Source organism: Desulfacinum infernum DSM 9756 (assembly GCF_900129305.1).
In the GTDB taxonomy this organism is placed as follows: Bacteria; Desulfobacterota; Syntrophobacteria; order Syntrophobacterales; family DSM-9756; genus Desulfacinum; species Desulfacinum infernum.
Genome location: NZ_FQVB01000019.1, coordinates 61,927 through 85,842, shown reverse-complemented (window position 1 = coordinate 85,842; position 23,916 = coordinate 61,927). Strand labels below are relative to the sequence as shown.

Annotated in this window: 21 protein-coding genes; 8 read left to right on the top strand and 13 right to left on the bottom strand. The window is 62.1% G+C overall.

From position 1 onward, the window contains the following. Positions 1-22 precede the first annotated feature (22 nt). The 8 genes from rseP to rpsB all read right to left on the bottom strand — a co-directional run bounded on the left by rseP (position 23) and on the right by rpsB (position 7,358). Positions 23-1,111: an RIP metalloprotease RseP gene (gene rseP, locus BUB04_RS10680; RefSeq protein WP_245795168.1), complete on the bottom strand. Its 1,089-nt coding sequence runs from the start codon at positions 1,109-1,111 to the stop codon at positions 23-25. Between the two features lie 90 nt (positions 1,112-1,201). Further along, a complete protein-coding gene (locus tag BUB04_RS10675; protein ID WP_073039164.1) occupies positions 1,202-2,389 on the bottom strand; it encodes a 1-deoxy-D-xylulose-5-phosphate reductoisomerase in 1,188 nt (395 codons plus the stop codon). A 266-nt stretch (positions 2,390-2,655) separates the two neighbouring features. Then, positions 2,656-3,474: a phosphatidate cytidylyltransferase gene (locus BUB04_RS10670; protein ID WP_073039162.1), complete on the bottom strand. Its 819-nt coding sequence runs from the start codon at positions 3,472-3,474 to the stop codon at positions 2,656-2,658. Positions 3,475-3,500: 26 nt separating this feature from the next. After that, entirely contained in the window at positions 3,501-4,253 is a 753-nt protein-coding gene (gene uppS, locus BUB04_RS10665) for an undecaprenyl pyrophosphate synthase (RefSeq protein WP_073039160.1), read from the bottom strand. Between the two features lie 9 nt (positions 4,254-4,262). Beyond that, a complete protein-coding gene (frr, locus tag BUB04_RS10660; RefSeq protein ID WP_073039158.1) occupies positions 4,263-4,820 on the bottom strand; it encodes a ribosome recycling factor in 558 nt (185 codons plus the stop codon). Then, positions 4,810-5,547 carry a UMP kinase gene (gene pyrH / locus BUB04_RS10655; protein ID WP_073039156.1) on the bottom strand — a complete coding sequence of 246 codons (738 nt, stop codon included), beginning with the start codon at positions 5,545-5,547 and terminating at the stop codon, positions 4,810-4,812. The genes frr and pyrH overlap by 11 nt, the downstream gene beginning before the upstream one ends. A gap of 284 nt (positions 5,548-5,831) precedes the next feature. Further along, positions 5,832-6,425: a translation elongation factor Ts gene (tsf, locus tag BUB04_RS10650; RefSeq protein WP_245795167.1), complete on the bottom strand. Its 594-nt coding sequence runs from the start codon at positions 6,423-6,425 to the stop codon at positions 5,832-5,834. Positions 6,426-6,512: 87 nt separating this feature from the next. Further along, positions 6,513-7,358: a 30S ribosomal protein S2 gene (gene rpsB, locus BUB04_RS10645; RefSeq protein ID WP_073039153.1), complete on the bottom strand. Its 846-nt coding sequence runs from the start codon at positions 7,356-7,358 to the stop codon at positions 6,513-6,515. A 165-nt stretch (positions 7,359-7,523) separates the two neighbouring features. On the opposite strand from rpsB, the gene cysQ reads away from it, so the two are divergent. From cysQ to BUB04_RS10630, 3 genes are all read left to right on the top strand, one after another. Next, positions 7,524-8,336 (top strand): 3'(2'),5'-bisphosphate nucleotidase CysQ, encoded by an 813-nt coding sequence (cysQ, locus tag BUB04_RS10640; RefSeq protein ID WP_073039151.1) that lies wholly within the window; start codon positions 7,524-7,526, stop codon positions 8,334-8,336. Between the two features lie 414 nt (positions 8,337-8,750). Then, the gene (locus BUB04_RS10635; RefSeq protein WP_073039149.1) at positions 8,751-10,112 is read left to right on the top strand and encodes a TrpB-like pyridoxal phosphate-dependent enzyme; all 1,362 of its coding nucleotides are present in this window, start codon (positions 8,751-8,753) and stop codon (positions 10,110-10,112) included. A 193-nt stretch (positions 10,113-10,305) separates the two neighbouring features. Continuing rightward, positions 10,306-10,590, top strand: a complete 285-nt coding sequence (locus tag BUB04_RS10630) for a hypothetical protein (protein ID WP_218588429.1) — start codon at positions 10,306-10,308, stop codon at positions 10,588-10,590. A gap of 499 nt (positions 10,591-11,089) precedes the next feature. Here the strand turns inward: BUB04_RS10630 and BUB04_RS10625 are convergent, their stop codons facing one another. The 5 genes from BUB04_RS10625 to prmA all read right to left on the bottom strand — a co-directional run bounded on the left by BUB04_RS10625 (position 11,090) and on the right by prmA (position 16,336). Continuing rightward, positions 11,090-11,911, bottom strand: coding sequence for a DMT family transporter (locus BUB04_RS10625; protein ID WP_245795170.1), 822 nt, complete (start codon positions 11,909-11,911; stop codon positions 11,090-11,092). 77 nt (positions 11,912-11,988) lie between these two features. After that, complete coding sequence (locus BUB04_RS10620) at positions 11,989-13,182, bottom strand: citrate synthase (RefSeq protein WP_073039145.1); 1,194 nt, start codon at positions 13,180-13,182, stop codon at positions 11,989-11,991. Positions 13,183-13,597: 415 nt separating this feature from the next. Next, on the bottom strand, positions 13,598-14,359 hold the full coding sequence (locus tag BUB04_RS10615; protein ID WP_073039143.1) for an alpha/beta hydrolase family protein: 762 nt from the start codon (positions 14,357-14,359) through the stop codon (positions 13,598-13,600). 16 nt (positions 14,360-14,375) lie between these two features. Then, positions 14,376-15,113, bottom strand: a complete 738-nt coding sequence (locus BUB04_RS10610) for a ComFC family protein (protein WP_073039142.1) — start codon at positions 15,111-15,113, stop codon at positions 14,376-14,378. A gap of 350 nt (positions 15,114-15,463) precedes the next feature. Then, positions 15,464-16,336 carry a 50S ribosomal protein L11 methyltransferase gene (gene prmA / locus BUB04_RS10605; RefSeq protein ID WP_073039140.1) on the bottom strand — a complete coding sequence of 291 codons (873 nt, stop codon included), beginning with the start codon at positions 16,334-16,336 and terminating at the stop codon, positions 15,464-15,466. 115 nt (positions 16,337-16,451) lie between these two features. On the opposite strand from prmA, the gene kdsB reads away from it, so the two are divergent. The 5 genes from kdsB (at position 16,452) to purF (ending at position 23,911) form a co-directional block, all read left to right on the top strand. After that, entirely contained in the window at positions 16,452-17,189 is a 738-nt protein-coding gene (gene kdsB, locus BUB04_RS10600) for a 3-deoxy-manno-octulosonate cytidylyltransferase (protein WP_073039138.1), read from the top strand. 209 nt (positions 17,190-17,398) lie between these two features. Further along, complete coding sequence (locus BUB04_RS10595; RefSeq protein ID WP_218588428.1) at positions 17,399-17,965, top strand: hypothetical protein; 567 nt, start codon at positions 17,399-17,401, stop codon at positions 17,963-17,965. A 115-nt stretch (positions 17,966-18,080) separates the two neighbouring features. Further along, complete coding sequence (gene carA, locus BUB04_RS10590) at positions 18,081-19,232, top strand: glutamine-hydrolyzing carbamoyl-phosphate synthase small subunit (RefSeq protein ID WP_073039136.1); 1,152 nt, start codon at positions 18,081-18,083, stop codon at positions 19,230-19,232. 27 nt (positions 19,233-19,259) lie between these two features. Further along, positions 19,260-22,481: a carbamoyl-phosphate synthase large subunit gene (gene carB / locus BUB04_RS10585; protein WP_073039134.1), complete on the top strand. Its 3,222-nt coding sequence runs from the start codon at positions 19,260-19,262 to the stop codon at positions 22,479-22,481. Then, positions 22,478-23,911: an amidophosphoribosyltransferase gene (purF, locus tag BUB04_RS10580; protein WP_073039132.1), complete on the top strand. Its 1,434-nt coding sequence runs from the start codon at positions 22,478-22,480 to the stop codon at positions 23,909-23,911. The genes carB and purF overlap by 4 nt, the downstream gene beginning before the upstream one ends. Positions 23,912-23,916: the final 5 nt, after the last annotated feature.

The window sequence follows — 23,916 nt, the reverse complement described above, 5'->3', positions numbered from 1 at the left end:
CGCCCGGTCCCTCCCTGACAGTCTACGGCATTGGAATTCCCTGGCCCTTGGGCAGGAGGCGCATGATGTCGTTGTAGAAGACGAACACCATGAGCAGGATCAGAACGAACAACCCCACCTTCTGAGCCATCTCCATCTTCCGCACGCTGATGGGGCGCCCCAGCAGGGCTTCCAGCAGGAAGAAGAAGATGTGTCCGCCGTCCAGAACCGGGATGGGCAGCAGGTTCAGGATGGCCAGGTTGATGCTGATGAGCCCCATGAAGTGGAGAAAGTTCATGAGGCCTTCCTGGGCCTGCTGTCCCGCCATCTGGGCGATCAGGATGGGACCGCCCAGTGTTTCCATGGGGAGCACCCTCTGGATCAGCTTCACGATGGTCAGAAAGAAGAGCTTGCTCAACGTCCAGGTCTGTCCCAGGCTGTAATAGAGCGCCAGGAAGGGATTGACCCGCTCCACCTCGTAGGAGCCCGAAGCCGTGATCCCGATGATGGGCCGCTGGATCGGTTCGCCGAAGATGTTCTTCACTTCCCGGACCTGCGGCGTCACCCGGAAGTGCAGCACCTCGCCTTCCCGCTCCACCACCACGTCCAGCGGTCCCAGGCCTTCCTGCTGGATCGTCTCAGACAGGGCGTCCCAGTCCGCCAGCTCCCTTCCGTTGATGGAAAGCACCTTGTCGCCGGGCTGCAGCCCCGCCTCGGCGGCGGGGGAATCCGGAGTGACGGTACCGATTTCCGTGGTGAGATGGGGCAGGCCGAAAACCCCGAAGACCACGGCGAAAAGGGCCACGGCCAGGATCACGTTGGAAAGCGGGCCCGCCAGCACGATGGCGAGGCGCTTTTTGACCGGCTGGTGGGAAAAGCTTCGCTCCTTCTCCGCCTCCGCCACTTCCTCTTCGGGATCTTCTCCCAGCATCTTCACGTAGCCGCCCAACGGCACCAGCGACACGCAGTAGTCGGTCTCACCCCGGCGGATGCCGAACACCCGGGGACCGAACCCCAGGGAAAAGCGCAGCACGGTCACTCCGGCCCTCCGGGCCACCAGGAAGTGCCCCAGTTCGTGGACGAAGATCAAAACCCCCAGCACCACGGCTGTGGACAGGATCGTGGTCAGCAAAACAAAGTCCTCCTTCTTCGAAACACTCGCACCCGCCGGATCATCGCGCCTTGCGGCGCTCCCACAGGTATCGGTTGGTTGATCGTCCTACTATAGGGCCTGGGCGCGACGATTGCACGCTCTCCCAACCACGAATTCCCGCGCCTTTTCCCGCGCCCAGCCGTCGGCGCTCAGGATTCTTTCCACGCTGTCGGCCGGCTCCACCTGGTGGATGCCCATCACCTCCTCGATGAGCCGTGGGATGTCCATGAATCCCAAGGCCCCTTCCAGAAAGGCCTGAACGGCCACCTCGTTGGCCGCATTGAGCACGGCCGGCAGGGTTCCCCCGGTGCCGGCCGCTTCGTAGGCCAACCGCAGGCACGGGAAGGCCTCCGGGTCCGGCCGATGGAAGGTCAGGGTCCCCAGGTCGAACAGATCGAGCGCCGGGGCCGACACCGGAAGCCGATCGGGATAAGACAACGCATAGGCGATGGGAATTTTCATGTCCGGCACGCCCAACTGGGCAATGACCGACCCGTCCACGTATTCCACCATGGAGTGGACGATGCTTTCCGGATGGATGTGCACGTGGATGGCTTCCACGGGTACCTGAAACAGCCAGTGCGCCTCGATGACCTCCAGCCCCTTGTTCATGAGGGTGGCCGAATCGATGGTGATCTTGGGGCCCATGGCCCAGTTGGGGTGTCGCAGAGCCGCTTCCGGGGTCACCGATTCCAGCCTCTGGGCGGTGCTTCCGAAGAACGGGCCGCCGGAAGCCGTGAGCAGGATCCGTTTGAGCGCCTTTCGGGAATTGCCCTGCAGGGCCTGGAAGATGGCGCTGTGCTCGCTGTCCACGGGAAGGAGATGCACCCCCCGGCGTTCCACCCGTTCCATGACCACCTGGCCGGCGATGACCAGCGTTTCCTTGTTGGCCAGGGCGACGTCCTTTCCCGCCTCGATGGCCGCCAAGGTGGGCAGCAGTCCGGCAGCCCCCACGATGGCGGACACCACCATGCGGGCGGACTCCAGGGTGGCCACGCGGCGGTACCCTTCCTCTCCCCACACGATCTCCGGGCGGGGATCGTCCGGTCCCAGAAGGTTTTCCAGATTCTCCACCGCCTTTTCGTCCAGAACGGCCGCGCAACGGGGCCGGAAGGATCGGATCTGGTCCGCCAGAAGCCGCACATTGCGCCCGGCGGCCAGGCCCACCACCTGGAACCTGTCGGGAAATTGGCGCACCACCTCCAGGGTGCTGACTCCGATGGACCCGGTACTTCCGAGAATGCTCAGCCTTTTCATGTCACCTGCATCTGCGCAAGACTTCTTCACACCGACTCATATCAGCCCCCATCATGGAGGACCCGTGACAACGAAGGATGAAACGCACCTTTGGGAAGCAAGCCCCTGTAGGGGCGAATGATTATTCGCCCCTACAAGCCGCGGGCGCGAACGGGACGAGAGCGCGTTTCATATTAACGCTCATGGCGAGGCACGCCACCCCGCAGGCATGAAAACATAAAAGACTTCTTGGCGTCCATTCGCGTTCATCCGCGGCTCTTTTCTTTTTAAAGCCTTTCGGCAAAAAACCAAGTGATGGGAAAGGCGAAAAGCAGGCTGTCCAACCTGTCCAGCAGCCCACCGTGGCCCGGGAGCAGGTTGCTGGAATCCTTCACGCCGGCCATGCGCTTGAGAAGGGACTCCATCAAGTCCCCCACCTGGCCCACCAGTTCCACCACTGCGGAAAGAAACAGAAAGTGGAAAACCGCAGCGCCGCTCTCCCGCAGGAACGCGAGCCCGAACAGCGTTCCCACAAACATGGCGGCCGCCAGCCCTCCCATGGATCCCTCGATGGTTTTCTTGGGACTCACCGCCTCGTAGAGCTTCCTTCGGCCGAACCTCCGGCCCGTGTAGAACGCGCCCGTATCGCCGGCCACGATCACCACCAGAACGTAGAAGACCCAGGCCCTCCCGTGGGGCAGCGCCCCCAGCAGCAGGACGAAACTCAACAAGAAGCAAACATAGGTCCAGCCGCCCAAGCTGATCATGCCCCGAACCAGAGCGGGTCGGGAGAGAGGAGGGCGGGCCAGATGGGCAAAGAGCATCAGGAACACGCTCACCGCAGCCGCCGCCAGCAGCCCCGAAGATCCCAGGGCGTAAGCGGCCACGGGAAAGAGGGCCCCCGTGCCCAGGCTGAAGACCAGCCACTCTTTGGGGACCGTCCCTTCCTGCGCCATGTTTTCGTATTCCCACAGGCCCACGCAGGCCGCCGCGGTCACCGCGGCGGCCCACAGCCACAGGGGCCCGTACGCCAGCAGGGCGATGAGCGGCACGGCCAAACCCAGCCCCGTCACCCATCGCTTGGCATGTGAACTCCATTGAGACATCGCCGCCCCATTCGACAATTGAAGGATTAGGAGTTGGGAGGAATTGAGGATCGCAGTTGTTCGCTGGTTTTTCCGAACCGCCGCTCCCGCCTTTGATAGTCCAACAGCGCCTCGATGAATTGCGGCTCCCGAAAGTCCGGCCAGAGGGTTTCGGTGATGTAGATCTCCGCATAGGCCAGCTGCCACAGCAGGAAGTTGCTCACTCGGCACTCGCCGCTGGTGCGGATGAGCAGATCCAATTCCGGCGTATCGGCGGTGAAGAGGTGCTTTTCGAAGGCTTCTTGGGTCAGATCCGAAGGGTTGCATCGGCCGGCCCGCACGTCCTCGGCGAAGAGCGCGGCGGCCCGCAGAATCTCCTGGCGCCCGCCGTAGTTCAAGGCCAAGTTGACGGTGAGCTTGTCGAATCCGGCCGTTTCCCGGATCAGGGATGCAAATTCGGCGTACACGTCTTCCGGAATCCCTTCCGGGTCGCCGAAATGGCGCACGCGGATCCTGTTTTCCAGCAGCTTGGGCCGTTCGGAACGGATAAAGCGGCGGAGAAGCTGCCAGAGCGCCTGCACCTCATGCTTGGGCCTCTGCCAGTTCTCCTTGGAAAAGGCGTAGAGGGTCAGATGGGGGATGCCGATGCGGCGGGCGGTTTCGATGACGGCCCGGACGGATTCCGCCCCCTCCTCGTGGCCAGCCACCCGGTTGAGGAGCCGCTTTTGGGCCCAGCGGCCGTTGCCATCCATGATGATGGCCACGTGGCGGGGCAGTCGGTTCGGGTCAAGACGATCCATGGCATCTTCTTAGATCTCGAGGATCTCTTTTTCCTTGGCCGCGCTCAGCTCATCGATCTTCTTGATGAACTCGTCCGTGATCTTCTGGACCTCTTCCTGGCCCTTGAACTGCTCGTCCTCGGAGATCTCTTTCTCTTTCTTCAGGTCCTTGATCATCTCGTTGGCATCGCGGCGGATGTTGCGGACCGCCACCTTGGCCTCTTCGGCCATCTTCTTCACGAGCTTGACCAGCTCCCTGCGCCGTTCTTCGGTGAGAGGTGGCACGTTGATGCGGATCACCTTCCCGTCGTTCATGGGGGTGAGCCCCAGTTCGGACTTCAGGATGGCCTTTTCCACCTCACCGATGCAGCTCTGGTCCCACGGCTGGATCATGATGGTGCGCGGTTCGGGAATGGTGAGCGTGGCCAGTTGGTTGAGGGGCGTGGGAGTCCCGTAATATTCGACCTTGATGCCGTCCACCAAGGCCACGGAGGCCCGCCCCGTCCTCAGGCGTTTGAACTCCTTGTCCAGGTTGCCGAGGGCTTTCTGCATCCTGTCTCTTGCATCCGCGTAGACGTCATTCAGCATCGGCACCTCCCTCCACCAACGTTCCCACGGTTTTCCCCATGATCACCTTGCGGATGTTTCCGCTCTTTCTCAAATTGAAGACAATCACCGGAAGGTTATGATCCCGGGCCATGGAGATGGCGGTGGCATCCATGACCTTGAGATTCTTTTGCAACACTTCGGTGAAGGTCACCCGGTCGTATTTTCGGGCCTTGGAATCCTTCATGGGATCCGAATCGTAGACGCCGTCCACCTTGGTGGCCTTCAGCAGCACCGAGGCTCCAATCTCCACCGCCCGCAGCGCCGCCGCCGTATCGGTGGTGAAAAATGGAAGCCCCGTCCCGGCGGCGAAGATGACGATCCGTCCCTTTTCCAGGTGGCGGATGGCACGGCGACGGATATAGGGCTCGGCCACTTCCTTCATATCGATGGCCGACTGGACCCGCGTGGTCACGCCGCGCTTTTCCAGGGCCTGTTGCAGAGCCAGGGCGTTCATCACCGTGGCCAGCATGCCCATGTAGTCGGCCGTGGCCCGGTCCATGCCCTTGGACGCGGCGGATACGCCGCGGAAGATGTTGCCGCCCCCGATCACCAGCGCCATTTCCACGCCCAGGTGGTGCACCTGGGCGATCTCTTCGGCGATCTCTTCGATCACGCGGGGCTCGATTCCGTAGTTGCCGTCGCCCATCAGGGCCTCGCCGCTCAGCTTAAGCAGCACACGGCGGTAAATCGGGGCATCTTTGGCCACAGCAAAGCATCCTTCCTTCCGTCAGGCAAGCACAGAATCACGGCTCACGCCGCTCCCACACCCGTTCCCGGACCGCCCGCCAAGAGCATGTCCGACCATGGCTCTCCGACACAAGAGCCCGGGCTATGGCCGCTCTTTCCGTAGCCGCGGGGCTTCAGCCCCGCGGAGAAGGATCATGGTAACCCCTTGAAGGCGCAAGCCGTATGCGATGGCCTAGCCGACGGCGTGGGACTCCTTCGCAGCTACGAGAAAAGAGATCATCCGCGGCGTTCCCGGGCAAGTTCCTAAGCGCCCAACTGGTAGCGCACGAAGCGGCGGATCACGATGCGTTCGCCCGTCTTGGCCACCAGCTCGTTCAGGTAGTCCTCGATGGTCTTGTCCGGATCCTTGACGAAGGCCTGTTCCATCAGGACGTTTTCCTCATAGAACTTGCGCAAGCGGCCTTCCACCATTTTTTCCACGATATGATCCGGCTTGCCCGACTCCTTGGCCTGCTCCACGAAAATGGCGCGCTCCCGCTCCACCACGTCCTGGGGCACGTCCTCGCGGGTAATGCCCAGGGGGTTGGTGGCGGCGATCTGCATGGCCACGTCCTTCACGAAGGTCTGGAAGTCTTCGCTTCGCGCCGCGAAATCGGTTTCGCAGTTTACCTCCACCAGCACGCCGATCTTGCCGCCCGCATGGATGTAGGCCTGCACGGCGCCTTCGCTGGCTTCCTTGCCGGCGCGTTTCATGGCGGTGGCCAGCCCCTTCTTGCGGAGCAGGTCCACGGCCTTTTCCATGTCCCCACCGGTCTCCTGCAGGGCTTTCTTGCAGTCCATCATGCCGGCATTGGTCTTTTCACGCAGTTCCCGAACCATGGCAGCTGTAATTTCCAACGGTCTCCTCCTTGTCCCTTTTCACACCAACGGCGGATGGTGCATCCGCCGCCGGGTATTCCTTCAGGTTGTAGCAAATTCTGCTGATTACTCGGCATCCCGGGGTGCCGCCTCGGGAGCCGGAGCCGCCTCCACCGGGTTGACGATTTCCACCTCGGGGCCGCCTTCCTCTTCCTGGAGCAGCTTGCCTGCAGGCACTTCTTCCAGTCCTTCCGGTTCCTTGTCGCCGGCGGCCTGACGGGACTCTTCAAACTGCTGGCGCCCTTCCACACAGGCATCGGCGATACGGGTGGTAATGAGCTTAATGGCCCGGATGGCGTCGTCGTTGCCGGGGATGGGATAGTCGATCACGTCCGGATCGCAGTTGGTGTCAATAATGGCCACCACCGGGATTCCCAGGCGATTGGCCTCGGCCACGGCGATCTTTTCCTTTTGCGGGTCCACCACGTAGACCGCGCCGGGAAGGCGGGTCATGTTCTTGATGCCGCCCAGATTCCGTTCCAGCTTTTCCCGTTCGCGGGCCAGGCGCAGCACTTCCTTTTTGGGGAAACGGTTGACACTGCCGTCTTCGAACATGGCGTCCAGCTCTTTGAGGCGGTCGATGCGGAGCTTGATGGTCTTGAAATTGGTGAGCATGCCGCCCAGCCAGCGGTGATTGACATAAAACATGCCGCACCGCTCGGCCTGTTCCCGGATCGTGTCCTGGGCCTGGCGCTTGGTTCCCACGAAAAGGACGTTTTCCCCGGCCGCCGTCACGTCCACCACGAACTTGTAGGCCGTCCGGAAAAGCTTGACCGTGCGCTGCAGGTCGATAATGTAGATTCCGTTGCGGGCCCCGAAGATGTAGGGTTTCATCTTGGGGTTCCAGCGGCGGGTCTGGTGCCCGAAATGGACACCGGCTTCAAGAAGCTGCTTCATGGTAACAACCGACATACAAAAACCTCCTTCTGGTTTGCCCTCCATCCCGCGATGCACCCGGCCCCGGCGGCTCAGGCACCAAAAGGTTCGCGGAATGTGCGGTTTGGGTTGAACCGAGGTTCCATAGCACAGGGCATGTCCCCCATGCAACAGGGAAATGAGAAAGAGAGGAAAACTCCCATGCGCCCATTTGCCGAGGACTTGGAAATGCTGGTCCGGGAAGCCGGAACCGCCATCCTGGAAATCTACCGATCGGACTTCGCCGTCACCACCAAGGAGGACCGTACGCCGCTCACCCTGGCCGACCGGAAATCCCACGAGATCCTGAGTACAGGATTGGAGCGGATCACCCCGGATATTCCCGTCCTTTCCGAGGAAGGAAAAAGCATCACCTACGAAATCCGCAAGGGTTGGAAACGCTTCTGGCTGGTGGATCCCCTGGACGGCACCAAGGAGTTCATCAAGAGAAACGGAGAATTCACCATCAACGTGGCGCTGATCGAAGACGGCGCCCCCGTCTTCGGCATAGTGTACGTGCCCGATGCGGACCGGTTGTTCGTGGGCGACGTGGAAACCGGCGCCTTCGAAAAGGCGGGCAGGGAAACACGGCCGCTGAAGATCAAGGCGCCCGAACCGGATAGGCCGCTGGTCGTCGTGGCCACCCGATCCCATCCCACGCCGGCCATGGAATCCTTCTTCAACCTCCTCCCCCCCCACGAAAGGCTGCCGCGGGGAAGCGCACTCAAGTTCTGCGCCGTGGCCGCCGGCGAAGCGGATTTCTATCCCCGGTTCGGCCCCACCTGGGAATGGGATACGGGAGCCGGACACGCCGTGGTGGCGGCCGCCGGCGGCGTGGTGGTGGACCCTGCGGGCAGGGAAATCACCTACAACAAGCAAGACCTGGTCAACGGCTACTTTCTGGCGGCACCCGGCCTGGAATGGCTGCGCGAGACGGGAATCCTGGACGCCGCCGCCCGGGTGAGTGATGAGTGATGAGTGATGAGTGATGAGTGACGGGTGACGGGTGATGAGGGATGGGGGAGAAGCACGTTCTTGGACGCCCCGTCTTTTGGAAAGAGGGGGGCGCTGGATCGGCGTGGCAATTGCCTTTGACAACGGGTTCCGGGCTGTGGTAGCAGGTATCTTGGATGATCGTAGTGCGTGGAGAGTCTACATGAAACATGGATCTAGAATGGCAGCGTGTGGGCGCGTCCCGAATGGGATGTGGTGGTGGCAGGCTTGGATGTGAGCCTGCCCACCGGTAAGCCCTTCCGATAAGGCAACAAGAACCGTGGGTGAGGCGGATCCCCCACGGTTCTTTCGTTTCGACAAAAAAGGCCGCGGGGTGAAAGCCCCGCGGCCTTTTTTGTCAAGCCGGATCGATAGAAACGGATCAAAGGAGGAGACATGGAACAGATTAAGGTTTTTCTGGACGAATCGGAGATGCCCCGCCAGTGGTACAACATTCTGGCCGACCTGCCCACCCCCATGCGCCCACCCCTGCACCCGGCCACGGGTGAGCCCGTAAAGCCGGAAGACCTGGCGCCCGTCTTTCCCATGAACCTGATCGAGCAGGAAATGTCCACGGACCGGTGGATCGAAATCCCCGAACCGGTTTTGGAAAAGTATGCCATCTGGCGGCCCACGCCCCTCTATCGGGCCCGGAACCTGGAAAAGGCCCTGGGAACGCCCGCCAAGATTTTCTATAAGAACGAGGGCGTGAGCCCCCCGGGATCCCACAAGCCCAACACGGCCGTGGCTCAGGCCTACTACAACAAGATCTTCGGGATCAAGCGCCTGGCCACGGAAACGGGAGCGGGCCAGTGGGGAAGCGCTCTGAGCATGGCCTGCCAGATGTTCGGGCTGGAATGCCGCGTCTATATGGTGAAGGTGAGCTACAACCAGAAGCCCTATCGGCGTTTGATGATGCAGACGTGGGGCGCCGAGTGCATCCCCAGCCCCAGCAACCGCACGGAAGCCGGCAGGAAGATCCTGGCCCAGGATCCCGACTCTCCCGGCAGCCTGGGGATCGCCATCAGCGAAGCCATCGAAGACGCCGTGGGCGACCCCGAAGCCCGCTATTCCCTGGGAAGCGTCCTGAACCACGTGCTGCTCCACCAGACCATCATCGGGCTGGAAGCCCAAAAACAGATGGAAAAGCTGGGGCTCTACCCCGACGTGGTGCTGGGATGCGCCGGGGGCGGATCCAACTTCGCCGGGCTGTGCCTGCCCTTCGTGCGCGATAAGATCCACGGCAAGGACGTGACAGTGGTGGCCGCCGAACCCACCAGCTGTCCCACCCTCACCCGGGGTCCCTTCCGCTACGACTTCGGCGACACGGCCATGACCACCCCGCTGCTTCCCATGCACACCCTGGGCCACGACTTCGTGCCGGCTCCCATCCACGCCGGAGGCCTTCGCTACCACGGCATGGCCCCCATCGTGAGTCATCTCCTGGAAGAAAGACTCATCGAAGCCCGGGCCTTCGATCAGATCGAAACGTTCACGGCCGGGGTGCAGTGGGCCCGCGCGGAAGGCTTCATTCCGGCTCCCGAAACGACCCACGCCATCGCCGCCGTGGTGCAGGAAGCCCTGCGGGCCAAGGAGGAAGGGAAGGAAAAGGTGATTCTTTTCAATTGGAGCGGCCACGGCTACGTGGATCTGGCGAGCTACGACGCCTTCCTGTCGGGCAAGCTCACCCGTTACGAACTTCCCGACGAGGAGATCCAGCGGGCACTGGCCAGCACGGAGGCATTTCCCAAGCCGTAACGACCGGTCGCGGGCTCATGGCGCCTCTCGGCATTCCCACGACGTGGCTGTAGGGGCGAATGCTGATTCGCCCCTACGGGTCCAGCCTCGCCGGGAGCCCTCCGTGCCCTCCGCGATCTCTGTGAGAGACCGTTTCACCCTCCGCGATCTCCGCGAGAGGCCCCCTTCTCCACCCGGTTATGGGGGATGCCGCATGACATTTGAACAATTGATGGAAAAACTGGACGCTCTGGAGGCGCGATGCCCCAAGCTGGGCCATCAGGTTTCCTTCGGCTACTGCCGCCGGGAGAACGGAAATCTTCCTTGTTCTCGAACGCCGGCCTGCTGGCAACACAGGTTCCATGCCGAAGCGGTGCTTCGCCGTCTGCTCACCCCGGAAGAGTGGGACGCTGCCTTTTCCAAGGCCCCCAAGCCCCGGGTGGATTCGCTCCTGGAAGCCATCGAAGCGGCCAAGACCCGCCGATCGGCTTCCCCTTGATGCGTAATGGCGGGGGGCCTGTTGAGGTCCTTTTGCGGGAGCGCCGCCGGGCGCGACGAGCTCGGGCTGACCGCACCTCCGCGGAATGGCCGGCTCCTTTTCGCGGCTTTCGCCGCTCCCACAGGTGTTGATTGGAGCTACCCTCGTTCCTGCGGAATAACCGAAAGGAGCACATTCCATGGAAAAGTCGCCCAGCAAATTCCTTCGGATCCGGATGATAGGCCTTGCGCTTCTCCTTGCGGTGGCAGCCGGTTTCGTTCCCGGGACGGCCGCCGCCTACGACCTGTAGCGCAGCCCTTTAGGGCTGCGGAAGCCCCCCGAACTTTGCTGGGCCATAAGGCTTGCTGCCCATGATGTCATGGGGTTCAGACGGCACTTTCCCGCGGGGCTGAAGCCCCGCGGCTACGAAGTGAACGAAAATTCCCTTGCCTCATGAGCCGGAAGAACCTTGTCGGAAAAGCTGCCAGTGGGCAGTGTGGAAACAGCCAGCCGCCGGGGGTCATGAAGCGATGAGGGAAACCGCTCCCAGGCACAAGGCCACTCCCAGCCACTGGGACCCCGACACCCGCTCCTTGAGAAGCACGGCGGCCAGGACCACCGTGGCCGCCGGATACATGGACGTGAGCACGGCCGCCACGTCCAGCCGGGAATATTGTTGGGCCATCATGTAAAAGACGTTCCCGCCCGCATCCAGGACTCCCGCCAGGAGAGCCGCCGGGCTCTTGGACGGGGAAGGAATCCCCTGGCGAAGCAGCACCACCATGACGAGGCCCAGGAGGAGCGAGGCGGCCTTGGCCACCACCAGCGGCGCAAAAAGGCCCGAGGAATCCGCCTGGGCGATACAGACGAAGTAGCTTCCGAACCCGACCCCCGCGGCCAGCCCGGCCCCCAAGCCTTTCAAGCCCAGGCCTTCTCCGTTGGCGGCCGTTCGCGCCACAAGCCAGATCCCCAGCCCCCCCAGCACAAAGCCCGCATAGGTTTTGCCGCCGGGCGCCCCTTCCAGAAAGGTTCCGAAGATCACGGGGAACAGGGCGCCCACCACGGCGCTGCTGGGAGCCACCACGGCGGCACTGCCGATGGCCAGGCCGTGATAGAGGGCGGCGATCCCGAGGGCTCCCAGGGATCCCGCGGCAAAGGCCCACAAGGTGTCCTTCATGACGGGAAAGGATTCCCCATAGAGCCACGCACAAGAAACCAAGACGACCAGGGCCGCCACGGTTCCCAGAATCAAGGCCTGAAAGGAGCTGATCCTCCGGGACGCCACCCCGCCGCTGAAATCCGAACTTCCCCAACTGAGCGCTGCCAGCAATCCGCATCCCACTCCCAACGACGAAAAGGCCTCCAAAATTTTTCCACTCCTTCCGGGCTCTTCGGCCCTGGGCTCTTACTGCGTCCGCTTCATTTGGCCCGTTTTTCCGGCGGGACGTATTCGCAATCCATGCGCCCGCAATAGTCGCCCACGTATTCGGCCTTGGGCCGATACAGGGCGGGCTTTCCCTGGGCCTCTCCGAACTTTTCCTCGATGATGTGCGCGCACCAGCCGGCGATGCGAGACACCGCGAAAATGCAGGTCATGAGATCGCCCGGAAAGCCCAGGATGTGATACACGGACGCGCTGTAAAAGTCCACGTTGGGTTGGATGCCCGTCTTGCCCCGCCGCTGAAGTTCCTCCATGGCCGCTCTTTCGATGGCCTCCGTCATCTCGGGCCACTTCTTCTGACCCGTCTTTTCGCCCAGCTGGAACGCCAACTCCTTGAGGATCCGGGCCCGTGGATCCAGCGTCTTGTAAACGGCATGGCCCATGCCCATGATCCGTTCCTTGCGGTCCAGACGCTCCCGGACCCAGGCGGCGATGTCCGTCACGCCGTCCCGATCGATCTTTTGGAGCATCTCCATGACCCGGGCGTTGGCACCACCGTGCAGCTCCCCGGAAAGCGCCCCCACGCCGGCCGCCACCCCGGCGTACATGTGGGCTCGGGTGGACACCACTTCCCGGCATGCGAAGGTGGAGGCGTTGAAGGTGTGGTCCGCGTGGAGGATGAGGCAAACATCCATGACGCGCGCCGTCTCTTCATCCGGCTTTTTGCCAAAGACCTGCCACAGGAAGTTTCCGGCATGGGTCAACGCGTCGTCGGGCGGCGGCAGCTCCAGGCCCCTGCGGATCCGGTGCCAGGCGGCCACCACCGCGGGAACCCGGGCGATCAGACGGATCGCCTTGGCCACGTTGCCTTCTCGAGTTTCGTCGGCCAGGTCCGGGTCCGCCATGGCCAAGAGGGGTATGGACGCCTGGAGCGCATCCATGGGGTGCGCCTCACGGGGCCATGTTTTCATGGCCTCGATCACGAAGGCGGGCAGATCCCGAAACTCTCGAATCTTTGCCTCAAAGGATTCCAGCTCTTGGGAAGTGGGCAGGAATTCGTGGAGCAGGAGATAGGCCGTCTCGGGAAAGGTGGAATTACGGGCCAGATCTTCGATCTTGTACCCTCGGTAGATGAGAACCCCCCGTTCTCCGTCGATGTAACTGATCTTGGTGTCGGCTACCGTGATGCCGCGAAGGCCGATGTTTTTCGTCCGTACCGTCTGCTCCGCCATGGTGCGCCTCCCTTTTTCGTGATCCGTGATCCGTTAGCCGTAATCCGTAATCCGTTAGCCGTGATTCGTGGTTCGTAATTCGTGGTCCGCGAATTGATTCTTCCCCTTTTTCAGAGGGGGGCCGGGGGGATTGCGCATAGATTGCACGCCCTAACCTTCTCCTGAATTGGACGGTTCTTTCTAATGGACAGCTCCTGAAGGGCGGGCGTAAAGCCCGCCCCTACAAAAAGCCCCGGACCCATTGGGTACGGGCGGGGTTTATCCCCGCCCGCTAATCACGCGGTGTAAGAGACACCCGAAGAAAAAATCGCTCAGATTAGGCTTCTCTCTTTCTTCAAGGCTCCGGCGAGTGAAAAGCGACATTCCCCGAACCACCCCCATCACCCATCACTCGTCACCCATCACCCGTCACTCCTCACCCCAAATACCGCTCCGCCCAGGCGGCGAGGACCCGGCCGGCATAGCGGGCATCTTCTTTCCTGGAAAGCAAATGATCCGCCGAATCCAGGGACACAAAACTTTTTGGATGGCGAGCCGCCTTGAAGATCCTTTCGGCGTTTCCGATCCCCACCACCTGGTCCGTGGGCGAATGAAGAATCAGCAGGGCCTTTCCCAAGTCGGCCAGGTTTTTCGCCACGGCCTCTTCATCCATTTGCTCCAGGAACGGCTTGCCGATCCGAATCCGCCGGCCAGCCAGTACGATTTCCGCCGTCCCCTCCCTTTCGATGGTCTCCGAAACGCCGGCGAACAGCCGGGTCACGTGGTTGGGGCTGTAGGGCGCTCCGATCACGGCCACGGCGCGGCAGGATTCCACAAACCGAGCAGCCTGCAGCCCCGCCGCCCCGCCCAGGGAATGGCCGACGAGCAGCGCGGGCGGAAGCCCTTCCTCTCCCATAAAACGGGCGGCATCCACCACGTCGTCCACGTGGGAAACGAAGCCGGTTCCGGCAAAATCCCCGCCGCTTTCGCCCAGTCCCGTGAAGTCGAACCGAAAGACGCCATAGCCGGCATCCGTCAGCATCTTGGAAAGATGCACCGCCACGCCCAGATTCTTGGAGCAGGTGAAGCAATGGGCAAAAAGGACCGCCGCCTTGAGCCGACCCCGGGAGGGAGTGTCCAGGCGGGCGGAGAGATTCACCCCTTTTCGGTTCTGAAACGTTCGAGGTTCCGTCTTCATGTTTTTTCCGTCCACTTTACGGCGGGGCGGCCCGGGCCGCCGTCACGGCGGCAATGGAAGCCGCCCCCGCCCGTTTGAGTATCCGGGCGCATTCGCTCAAGGTGGTCCCGGTGGTGAAGACGTCATCGATGAGGACCACCTTCTTCCCATCCACCAAGTGCACAGAAGCGGCCCGGAAGGCTCCCCGCACGTTTCCCAGCCTTTCTTCGCGGGAGAGGCGGGTCTGGGGCCGGGTCCTACGGTGCCTTAGCAGGACTCTCTCTACCTTCCGGCCCGTCTTCCGGGCGAGTCTTCCCGCAAGCACGGACGATTGATTGAAGCCGCGCTGTCGCAGCCTGTGCGTGTGAAGGGGTACGGGCACCAGAAGGTCCGCTTCCAGGAGAATCTGCCGAGTTTCGGGGTTGAACAGGATCAGCCCGGCCAGGGCTTCGGCCCAGGGGAGGCTTCCATGAAACTTGAGTTCCAGGACACCCTTGCGGACCGCCTCTTCGTACAGGGCCGCCGAGCGTGCCCGATCGAAATGGAAGTGCCCCTGCAGGCACTCGCCGCAGAGGTGATCCGGCATGGCTGCCGTGGCCGGAAAGGGGCGCCCGCAGCCGGGACACAGGGGAGAGGCCACAAGGCGGATTCGGCCCAGACAGGGTCGGCACCACCCCGCCGCGGCAAAGTCTTCGCAGGCGGCACCACACCCGGCACACACCGGAGGAAGGATCCAGTCCGAAATACGCCTGAGAAGCCTCCCGACGCCCGCCATGATAACACTCCGTCCATGCCGCAGCCGCCCATTCATGTTCCTTGTCCGTTTTCTTTTTCCCTAACCCCCTCACGTTGGCCCCGTGACAACGAAGGACGAAACGCGCCTTTGAGAGGCAGGCTCCTGGAGGGGCGAATGACCCCTACATTCCCCTTTCACGAACGGGACGAGGTAGCCTTTCGGATGAACCCCCATCACGCGGCGCGAGACAACAAAGAATGAAAGTCTCGTGGATATGGCTCGTTATAGAGACTTTCCTACAAAATGATGACTCCTCGGCCCCGTACGGTGTGACGGGCATAAAGCCCGCCCTTGCGAAGGCAAACGAACCTGTTGGGCAGGAGCGGAGTTTATCCACGCCTGCTGAGCTCCAGCAGGCACCATTCCCCGTCGTCCCGACGATCCCGGCCCCCCAAACCCAGGGCTTCGTAGGCGTCCAACACCCTTTGCGCCTGTTCCCCCAGGATGCCGCTCAAAGCCAGGCGCCCCCCTTTTCTCACCTTGGCCGCCAGCCGCGGCGCCATAGCGATGAGGGGATCCGCCTGAATGTTGGCCACCACCAGGTCGAAATCCCCTTCCACGTCTTCCACCGAGCCGAGCATCAAGGCCACGTCGGCCGTCGGGTTGGCCGCCAGGTTCTCCCGGGCCACTTCGACGGCTTCCGGGTCGTTGTCCACGGCCACCACGGGTCGGCATCCCAGCAGTGCCGCTCCCATGGCCAGGATTCCCGAACCGGTTCCCACGTCCAGAAGGCTGAGGGGCCCCTGCGCATCGCCCCGGTCGCACACGTCTTCCAGCCATCGAAGGCAAAGGCGCGTAGTTTCGTGATGTCCCGTTCCGAAGGCCCGGCCGGGGTCGATCCACAGAACCCGGTCTCCGGGGTCGGGATGGTAGGTTTCCCAGGTGGGAGCCACAACGAACCGCCTCCCCACCCGAAGAGGCTTGAAGGCTTCCTTCCAACGGGCGTTCCAGTCCTGGTCGGGGCAAAAGTCCACCTGCACATCGGGTCTTACGGGCAGGCCCAGGGTTTCGGCCCAATGGCCGAGAAACCGCTCCAGGTTCTCCCGCCATCCGGCCCCGTGGGTTTGGGGCGAAAGGTAGAGCACCAGCTCGTTGTCACGGATTTCCACACCGCCTTGGAACATCCCGGCAAGGGCTCCCGCCAGCTCGTCCGTCCACGCCGGATCGCAGGAAATCCGGACCACCCACCATCCTTTTTCCATTTTGAAGATACCTCCGTACTCTCACGATCTTTCCAACCGAGCTCCATGATGATAAGGTCGGCTTTCATACATTTCTTCACCCTATCAAAAGGAACGGATTTCGTGGAGGTTTTCAATGGCCGTTGTGGCGATTATCCCCGCCCGCTATGCATCCACCCGTTTCCCGGGCAAACCCCTGGCCCTCCTGCTGGGAAAACCGATGATCCAGAGAGTCTACGAGCGGGTTCGCCAGTGCCAGGATCTGGACCGCGTGGTGGTGGCCACCGACGACGAACGCATCCGGGAAGCGGTATCTTCCTTCGGAGGCGAAGTGGTGCTGACTAGGGCGGATCATCCCAGCGGAACGGATCGGTTGGCGGAAGCCGCGGACATACTGGGCCTCCAGGAGGACGACCTGGTGGTGAACATCCAGGGGGACGAGCCGGACGTAACGCCCGAGATGATCGAAGCTCTGATCGCGGAAGCGAGCCGCCCGCCCGCCCCGCCCATGGCCACCCTCGCTTTTCCGTCCAACTCGGCGGATGAGTACGCAGATCCCAACGTGGTCAAGGTGGTTCGGAACGCGCACGGAAACGCCCTCTATTTTTCGCGCGCCCCCATTCCGCATCGGAGGGACGAGGCAAACGAGCCGACAGCCTTCCTGAAGCATCTGGGCATGTACGCCTACCGGAAGGAATTCCTCTGCCGCTTTACCCAACTGACTCCCACTGCGCTGGAACAGGCGGAAAAGCTGGAACAACTGAGGGCCCTGGAGCACGGATACACCATTCGGGTGGGCCTTTCGCCCCGCGAGACGGTGGGGGTGGACACCCCGGAAGACCTGAAGCGGCTGGAAGAGCGCCTCGGGGCCTGATCCGCCGACCGGTCATGGCAAGGCGCCCCCATGGATGAAAGAGCGAGTCCCAATAGGTTCGCTCGATTTTGTCCGCCTTCATTCGCGGATCCCAATTACCCCGAGGGAACGACGGCGGGACGGTGGGCAAGTCGGTTGATGAGATGCAGCGCGAGCGTTATAAGTGTAGAGATCGCGCGCGTCATGGCCGACTCGGCAGGAGGTGGACGGTGACAACCCGGTGTTCTTTCGTGGTCTTTGTCTGGGCGTTCGTGTGCCTGGCGTGGGGAGTGATCCCCGCCGGAGCACAGGAGCCGGGATTCACCCAAGAGGACCGGGAGCGCCTCCTTCGTCTGGAAGCGGTCCTTACCACCTTCATGCATCAGACGGACAAGCGCTTTGAAGATCTCCGCCGGGACATGAACATGCGGTTTGAGGAAATGCGCATGGATGTGGACCAGCGGATCGGAGATCTTCGGGAGGACGTGAACAAACGCTTCGAACAAGTAGATAAGCGCTTCGAGCAGATAGACAAACGCTTCGAGCAGTTCAGCGAACACATGGGCTCGATAGTGCATCTCATGGTGGGAATTATCGGGGCTTTTACGGCGATTACGGCGGCCGTGATCGGCTTTGCCCTGTGGGACCGCAGGACCATGATCCGGCCTTTCGAAACACGCATCAGGCCGCTGGAAGACGATGCGGAAAGACTCCGCAAGCTCCTGGACGCCCTCCGGAAACTCGCCGAAAAGGACAAGGAACTGGCGGAAGTCCTGCGTTCTTTCACGCTGCTGTGATTGCAGGCTTTCCGCTTCCCACCCCATCCCGCTTGCACTGGCCGCATTTATCGTTACAATTGCGTGATTTTGAACCTGCGACGAAACGGCAACCCATTCCGATCGAGAGGTACGCATGACGGCTCCATGGAAACGCCCCCGCGCCCTGCTGGTCCTGGAGGACGGCACGGTTTTTAGAGGCTATGCGTTCGCTTCGGCCGAACAAGGCCGCGCCCTGGGAGAAGTGGTCTTCAACACGGCCATGACCGGCTACCAGGAAGTCCTCACCGATCCGTCCTACAAGGGACAGATCGTCACCATGACTTATCCCCTCACGGGCAACTACGGAATCAACGACGAGGACATGGAATCGGCCGCCATCCAGGTGGAGGCCTTCATCGTAAAGGAATATCAGGACTTTCCCAGCAACTGGCGAAGCCGCAAGCCCCTGGCTCGGTTCCTGGAAGAGCACGGAGTTCTGGGCATCGAAGGCATCGACACCCGCCGTCTGACACGGCACATCCGCCTGGCGGGAGCCATGCGGGGCGTGATCGCCACGGACACGGATAACGTTCAGGAGCTCTTGGATCAGGTGCGCGCCTTTCCCGGACTCACCGGCGTGGACATGGTCCGGAAGGTCACCTGCGCCCGGCCCTACCGTTGGGAAAACGGACCGCAGCCCGAAGCGGCGTGGCGGGAAGACCATCCGGGGTTCCGGGTGGCCGCCATGGACTTCGGAGTCAAGTACAACATCCTTCGGAACCTGGAGCGTTCCGGCTGCCAGGTACTGGTCTTTCCCGCCACGGCGACGCCCGAAGAGATCCTGGCCTCTGACCCGGACGGGATCTTCCTTTCCAACGGGCCGGGGGATCCGGCGGCGGTGACCTACGGCATCGAGACGGTGCGAAACCTCTTGGGAAAGAAACCCCTGTTCGGCATCTGCCTGGGCCACCAGCTCATGGGACTGGCCCTGGGAGGACGCACCTTCAAGCTCAAGTTCGGCCATCGCGGCGCCAACCAGCCGGTCAAGGACCTGACCACCGGGCGCGTGGAGGTCACGAGTCAGAACCACGGCTTCTGCGTGGACTTGGAGTCCATGAAGAACGTGCCGGTCCGCCTGACCCACATCAACCTGAACGACAACACGCTGGAGGGCATGGAGCATCTGGAGGTACCCGCCTTCAGCGTCCAGTATCATCCCGAGGCGGCCCCCGGTCCCCACGACGCCGTCTATCTCTTCGACCGTTTTGTAGAGCTCATCCGGAAGGACAAGGGACTCCAGGACTAGGACCCAACCCAGCGGAGCGAACACCTCATGCCCAAACGCACGGACATCCAAAAGATTCTCGTCATCGGTTCCGGCCCCATCGTCATCGGCCAGGCGTGCGAATTCGACTACTCCGGCACCCAGGCGTGCAAGGCCCTTCGCGAGGAAGGCTACGAAATCGTCCTGATCAACAGCAACCCGGCCACCATCATGACCGACCCGGAAACGGCGGACCGCACCTACATCGAACCCATCACGGCGGAAGCGGTGGCCAAGGTGATTCGACGGGAACGCCCCGATGCGCTGCTGCCCACCCTGGGAGGACAAACGGGGTTGAACACGGCCATCAAGCTGGCCGAAATGGGAGTATTGGAAGAATACGGCGTGGAGATGATCGGAGCCCGGGTGGACGCGATCCGCAAGGCCGAAGACCGGGCTCTCTTCCGGGAGGCCATGGCCCGCATCGGGCTGAAGGTCCCGCGAAGCGGCATCGCCAACAACGAACAGGAAGCCCTGGCCATCGCCGAGGAGATCGGATTTCCCATCATCTCGCGCCCCGCGTTCACGCTGGGCGGTACGGGAGGCGGGGTGGCCTACAACCGGGAGGAGCTGGTGGAACTGGCCCGGGCAGGCTTGGATGCCAGCATGATCCACCAGATCATGCTGGAAGAGTCGGTGTTGGGATGGAAAGAGTTCGAGCTGGAAGTGATGCGCGACCACATGGACAACGTGGTGATCATCTGTTCCATCGAGAACATGGATCCCATGGGCGTCCACACGGGCGATTCCATCACGGTGGCCCCGGCCCAGACCCTGACTGACGCTGAATACCAGCGGATGCGCGACGCCGCCATCGCGATCTTGAGGGAGATCGGCGTGGAGACGGGAGGGTCCAACGTCCAGTTCGCCATCAACCCGGAAAACGGGGACATGGTGGTGATCGAGATGAACCCCCGCGTGTCGCGGTCTTCGGCCCTGGCTTCCAAGGCCACGGGATTTCCCATCGCCAAGATCGCCGCCAAGCTGGCCGTGGGCTTTTCCCTGGACGAACTGGCCAACGACATCACCCGGGAAACCAAGGCGTCCTTCGAGCCCACCATCGACTATGTGGTGACCAAGGTGCCCCGGTTCACCTTCGAAAAGTTTCCCAACACCGAAGATCTTCTCACCACGTCCATGAAGTCGGTGGGGGAAACCATGGCCATCGGCCGCACCTTCAAGGAATCCCTCCAGAAGGCCGTCCGCTCCCTGGAGATCGGTCGCTACGGCTTCACCGATCCGGATCCGGTGGTCTCCCCGGAACGGATCGAGGAGCTGAAACAAAGCCTGCGCCGACCCAATTCCAAGCGCCTCTTCCAGATCGCCGAAGCCCTGAAGCTGGGGCTCGACGTGGACGAGATTTATCGGCTCACCTGGATCGACCCCTGGTTCCTCCATCACATCCGGGAGATCGTGCTCATGGAGGAAGCGATCCGGACGGAGGACCTCCTGAAGGATCCGGCCAAGCTTCGCCTGGCCAAATCGTGGGGCTTTTCGGACATCCGCCTGGGGCAGCTCACGGGAACCGACGAGGAAACGATCCGCCGGAAACGGCTGGAATGGGGCATCCGCCCCGTCTACAAGCTGGTGGACACCTGCGCCGCCGAATTCGAAGCCTACACTCCCTACTTCTATTCCACCTACGAGGAGGAAGACGAGGCTCGGCCCACCGACCGCCGCAAGGTGGCCATCCTGGGCGGCGGACCCAACCGGATCGGCCAGGGCATCGAATTCGACTACTGCTGCGTCCATGCAAGCTTCGCCCTGCGCGAGATGGGCATTGAGTCCATCATGGTCAATTCCAACCCGGAGACGGTTTCCACGGACTACGACACGTCCGACAAGCTCTATTTCGAACCCCTGACCCGTGAGGACGTGCTGCACATCCTGGAAACGGAAAGACCGGAAGGGCTCATCGTCCAGTTCGGAGGCCAGACCCCCCTGAACCTGGCCGTACCTCTGGAAAAGGCCGGAGCCCGAATCATCGGGACCAGCCCGGACGCCATCGATCTGGCCGAAGACCGCAAACGGTTCCAGAAGCTCTTGCAGGACCTGGGCCTCAAGCAGCCCCGGAACGCCACGGCCTTCACGGCGGACGAAGCCGCCCGGGCGGCCCGCGAGATCGGCTATCCGGTGGTGGTCCGCCCCTCCTACGTGCTGGGAGGCCGGGCCATGGAAATCGTTTACGATGAGGAGATGCTGCGGGAATTCATGAAGACGGCCGTGGAGGTTTCCCCTGGGCATCCCATCCTGATCGACCAGTTCCTGGAAGATGCCATCGAGCTGGACGTGGATGCGGTCTGTGACGGGGAACTCACCGTGATCGGCGGGATCATGGAGCACATCGAAGCGGCGGGCATCCATTCCGGGGACAGCGCCTGCGTGCTGCCACCCATCAGCTTGTCCCGGGAGGTCCAGGAGGAGATCAAGCGCCAGACCCGGCTGCTGGCCCACGGCCTCAAGGTAGTGGGCCTCATGAACGTGCAGTTCGCCATCCAGAAAGGGGAAATCTACATCCTGGAGGTGAATCCCCGGGCGTCCCGAACCGTTCCTTTCGTGAGCAAGGCCATCGGGGTGCCCCTGGCCAAGATCGCCACCAAGGTGATGATGGGCCGCAAACTTAGCGAACTGGGATTCACCGAGGAAGTGGAACCCAAGCACCTTTCGGTCAAGGAAGCGGTCTTCCCCTTTTCGCGGTTTCCCAACGTGGATATTCTGCTGGGTCCGGAAATGAAATCCACCGGAGAAGTGATGGGCATCGGCTCCACCTTCGGCATCGCCTACGCCAAGGCCCAGGCGGCTTCCGGCTATGACCTTCCCCGGTCCGGAACGGTTTTCGTGAGCGTCCACGATCGGGACAAGCCCAGGGCGGTGGAGGTGGCCCGGAAATTTGCGGATATGGGCTTTCAGATCATCGCCACGGCCGGAACCTGCCGGTTCCTGGAAGAACACGGGGTCCCGTCCACCCTGGTCTTCAAGCTCAGCGAGGGACGGCCCCACGTGGTGGACTACATCAAAAACAAGCAGGTGCAAATGGTGATCAACACGTCGTTGGGGAAGCGGACCTTCTCCGACGCCTACCTCATCCGGCGGACCACGCTCCTCTACAACATCCCCTATGCCACGACCATCGCCGGGGCCAAGGCCATGGCAGAGGCCGTGGAGCAACTGCAGCACGGAGACTGGGACGTGAGAACGATCCAGGAATATCACGAGGACTCCAGAAAATGATCTCACCCCTTCCCAACCACCCAACAGGCTACACGCCCAGCAAACGAGAAGAGTGCGGCGTCTTCGGAGTGTACGGGCATGCGGAAGCCGCCAAGCTGGCCTACTTCGGACTCTACGCACTCCAGCACCGCGGACAGGAAAGCGCCGGGATCACCAGTTCCGACGGCTGCCAGATCTACGATTACAAGCACATGGGTCTGGTCTATGAGGTCTTCAAGGAAGAAACCCTGAAGGAGCTCAAAGGGGACCTGGCCATCGGCCACGTGCGCTATTCCACCACCGGGGCGTCCCGCCTGGCCAACGCCCAGCCCTTCGTGGTGCTCCACAAGGGCGAATACTATTGCATGGCCCATAACGGCAACCTGGTCAACGCCGCCTCCATTCGACGGGAACTGGAACGGGAAGGGACCATCTTTCAGTCCACCATGGATACGGAAGTGATCGTCCACCTGCTGGCCCGGAATCTGGGCTACGGACTGGAAGAGGCTCTGGCGCGGGCCCTGGGGCGGGTGCAGGGGGCCTTTTCCATTGTGATGTGCACCCGGGACAAGCTCATCGGGGCCCGGGACCCCCGGGGGTTCCGCCCCCTCTGTTTGGGCGAGCTGAACGGCGCCTACGTCTTGTCCTCGGAAACCTGCGCCCTGGACCTGATCGAAGCCACCTACATTCGAGACGTGGAACCGGGCGAGATCGTCATCATCGACCGCAACGGTCTGCGTTCCTTCAAGCCTTTCGAGAGGGTGCGTCCGGCCCACTGCATCTTCGAATTTATTTATTTCGCCCGCCCGGACAGCATCATCTTCGGGCAGAACGTGTACGCATTCCGGAAGCGCCTGGGGCATCTCATGGCCCGGGAAAACCATCCGGACGCCGATCTCGTCATGCCCTTTCCCGATTCGGGGAACTACGCGGCCCTGGGATTCGCGGAAGAATCCCGCATCCCGCTGGAAATGGGCGTCATCCGAAACCATTACGTGGGACGCACGTTCATCCAGCCGTCCCAGACCATGCGGGATTTCGGCGTGCGCATCAAGCTGAACCCGGTCCGCGAGATCCTGAAAGGCAAGCGGGTCGTCATCGTGGAAGATTCCATCATCCGGGGAACCACCACCCGAACCCGGATCAAGACCCTCCGGGAAGCGGGCGCCCGGGAGGTCCACATGGTGGTGAGTTGCCCTCCCCACAAGCATCCGTGCCCTTATGGCATCGACTTTTCCACCAAAGGGGAACTGATCGCCGCCCAACATTCCGTTGAGGAAATCCGCGACTTTATCGGCCTGGACTCCCTGTCCTATCTTTCCCTGGAAGGCCTCCTCCAAGGCGCCCAGGCCCCCCTGGAGGCCCATCCCTATTGCGTGGCGTGCTTCAACGGAGACTATCCCGTGGCCTTTACCGAAGAATTTAGAAAAGACTGCTTTGAAAGCCTTTAGGACAT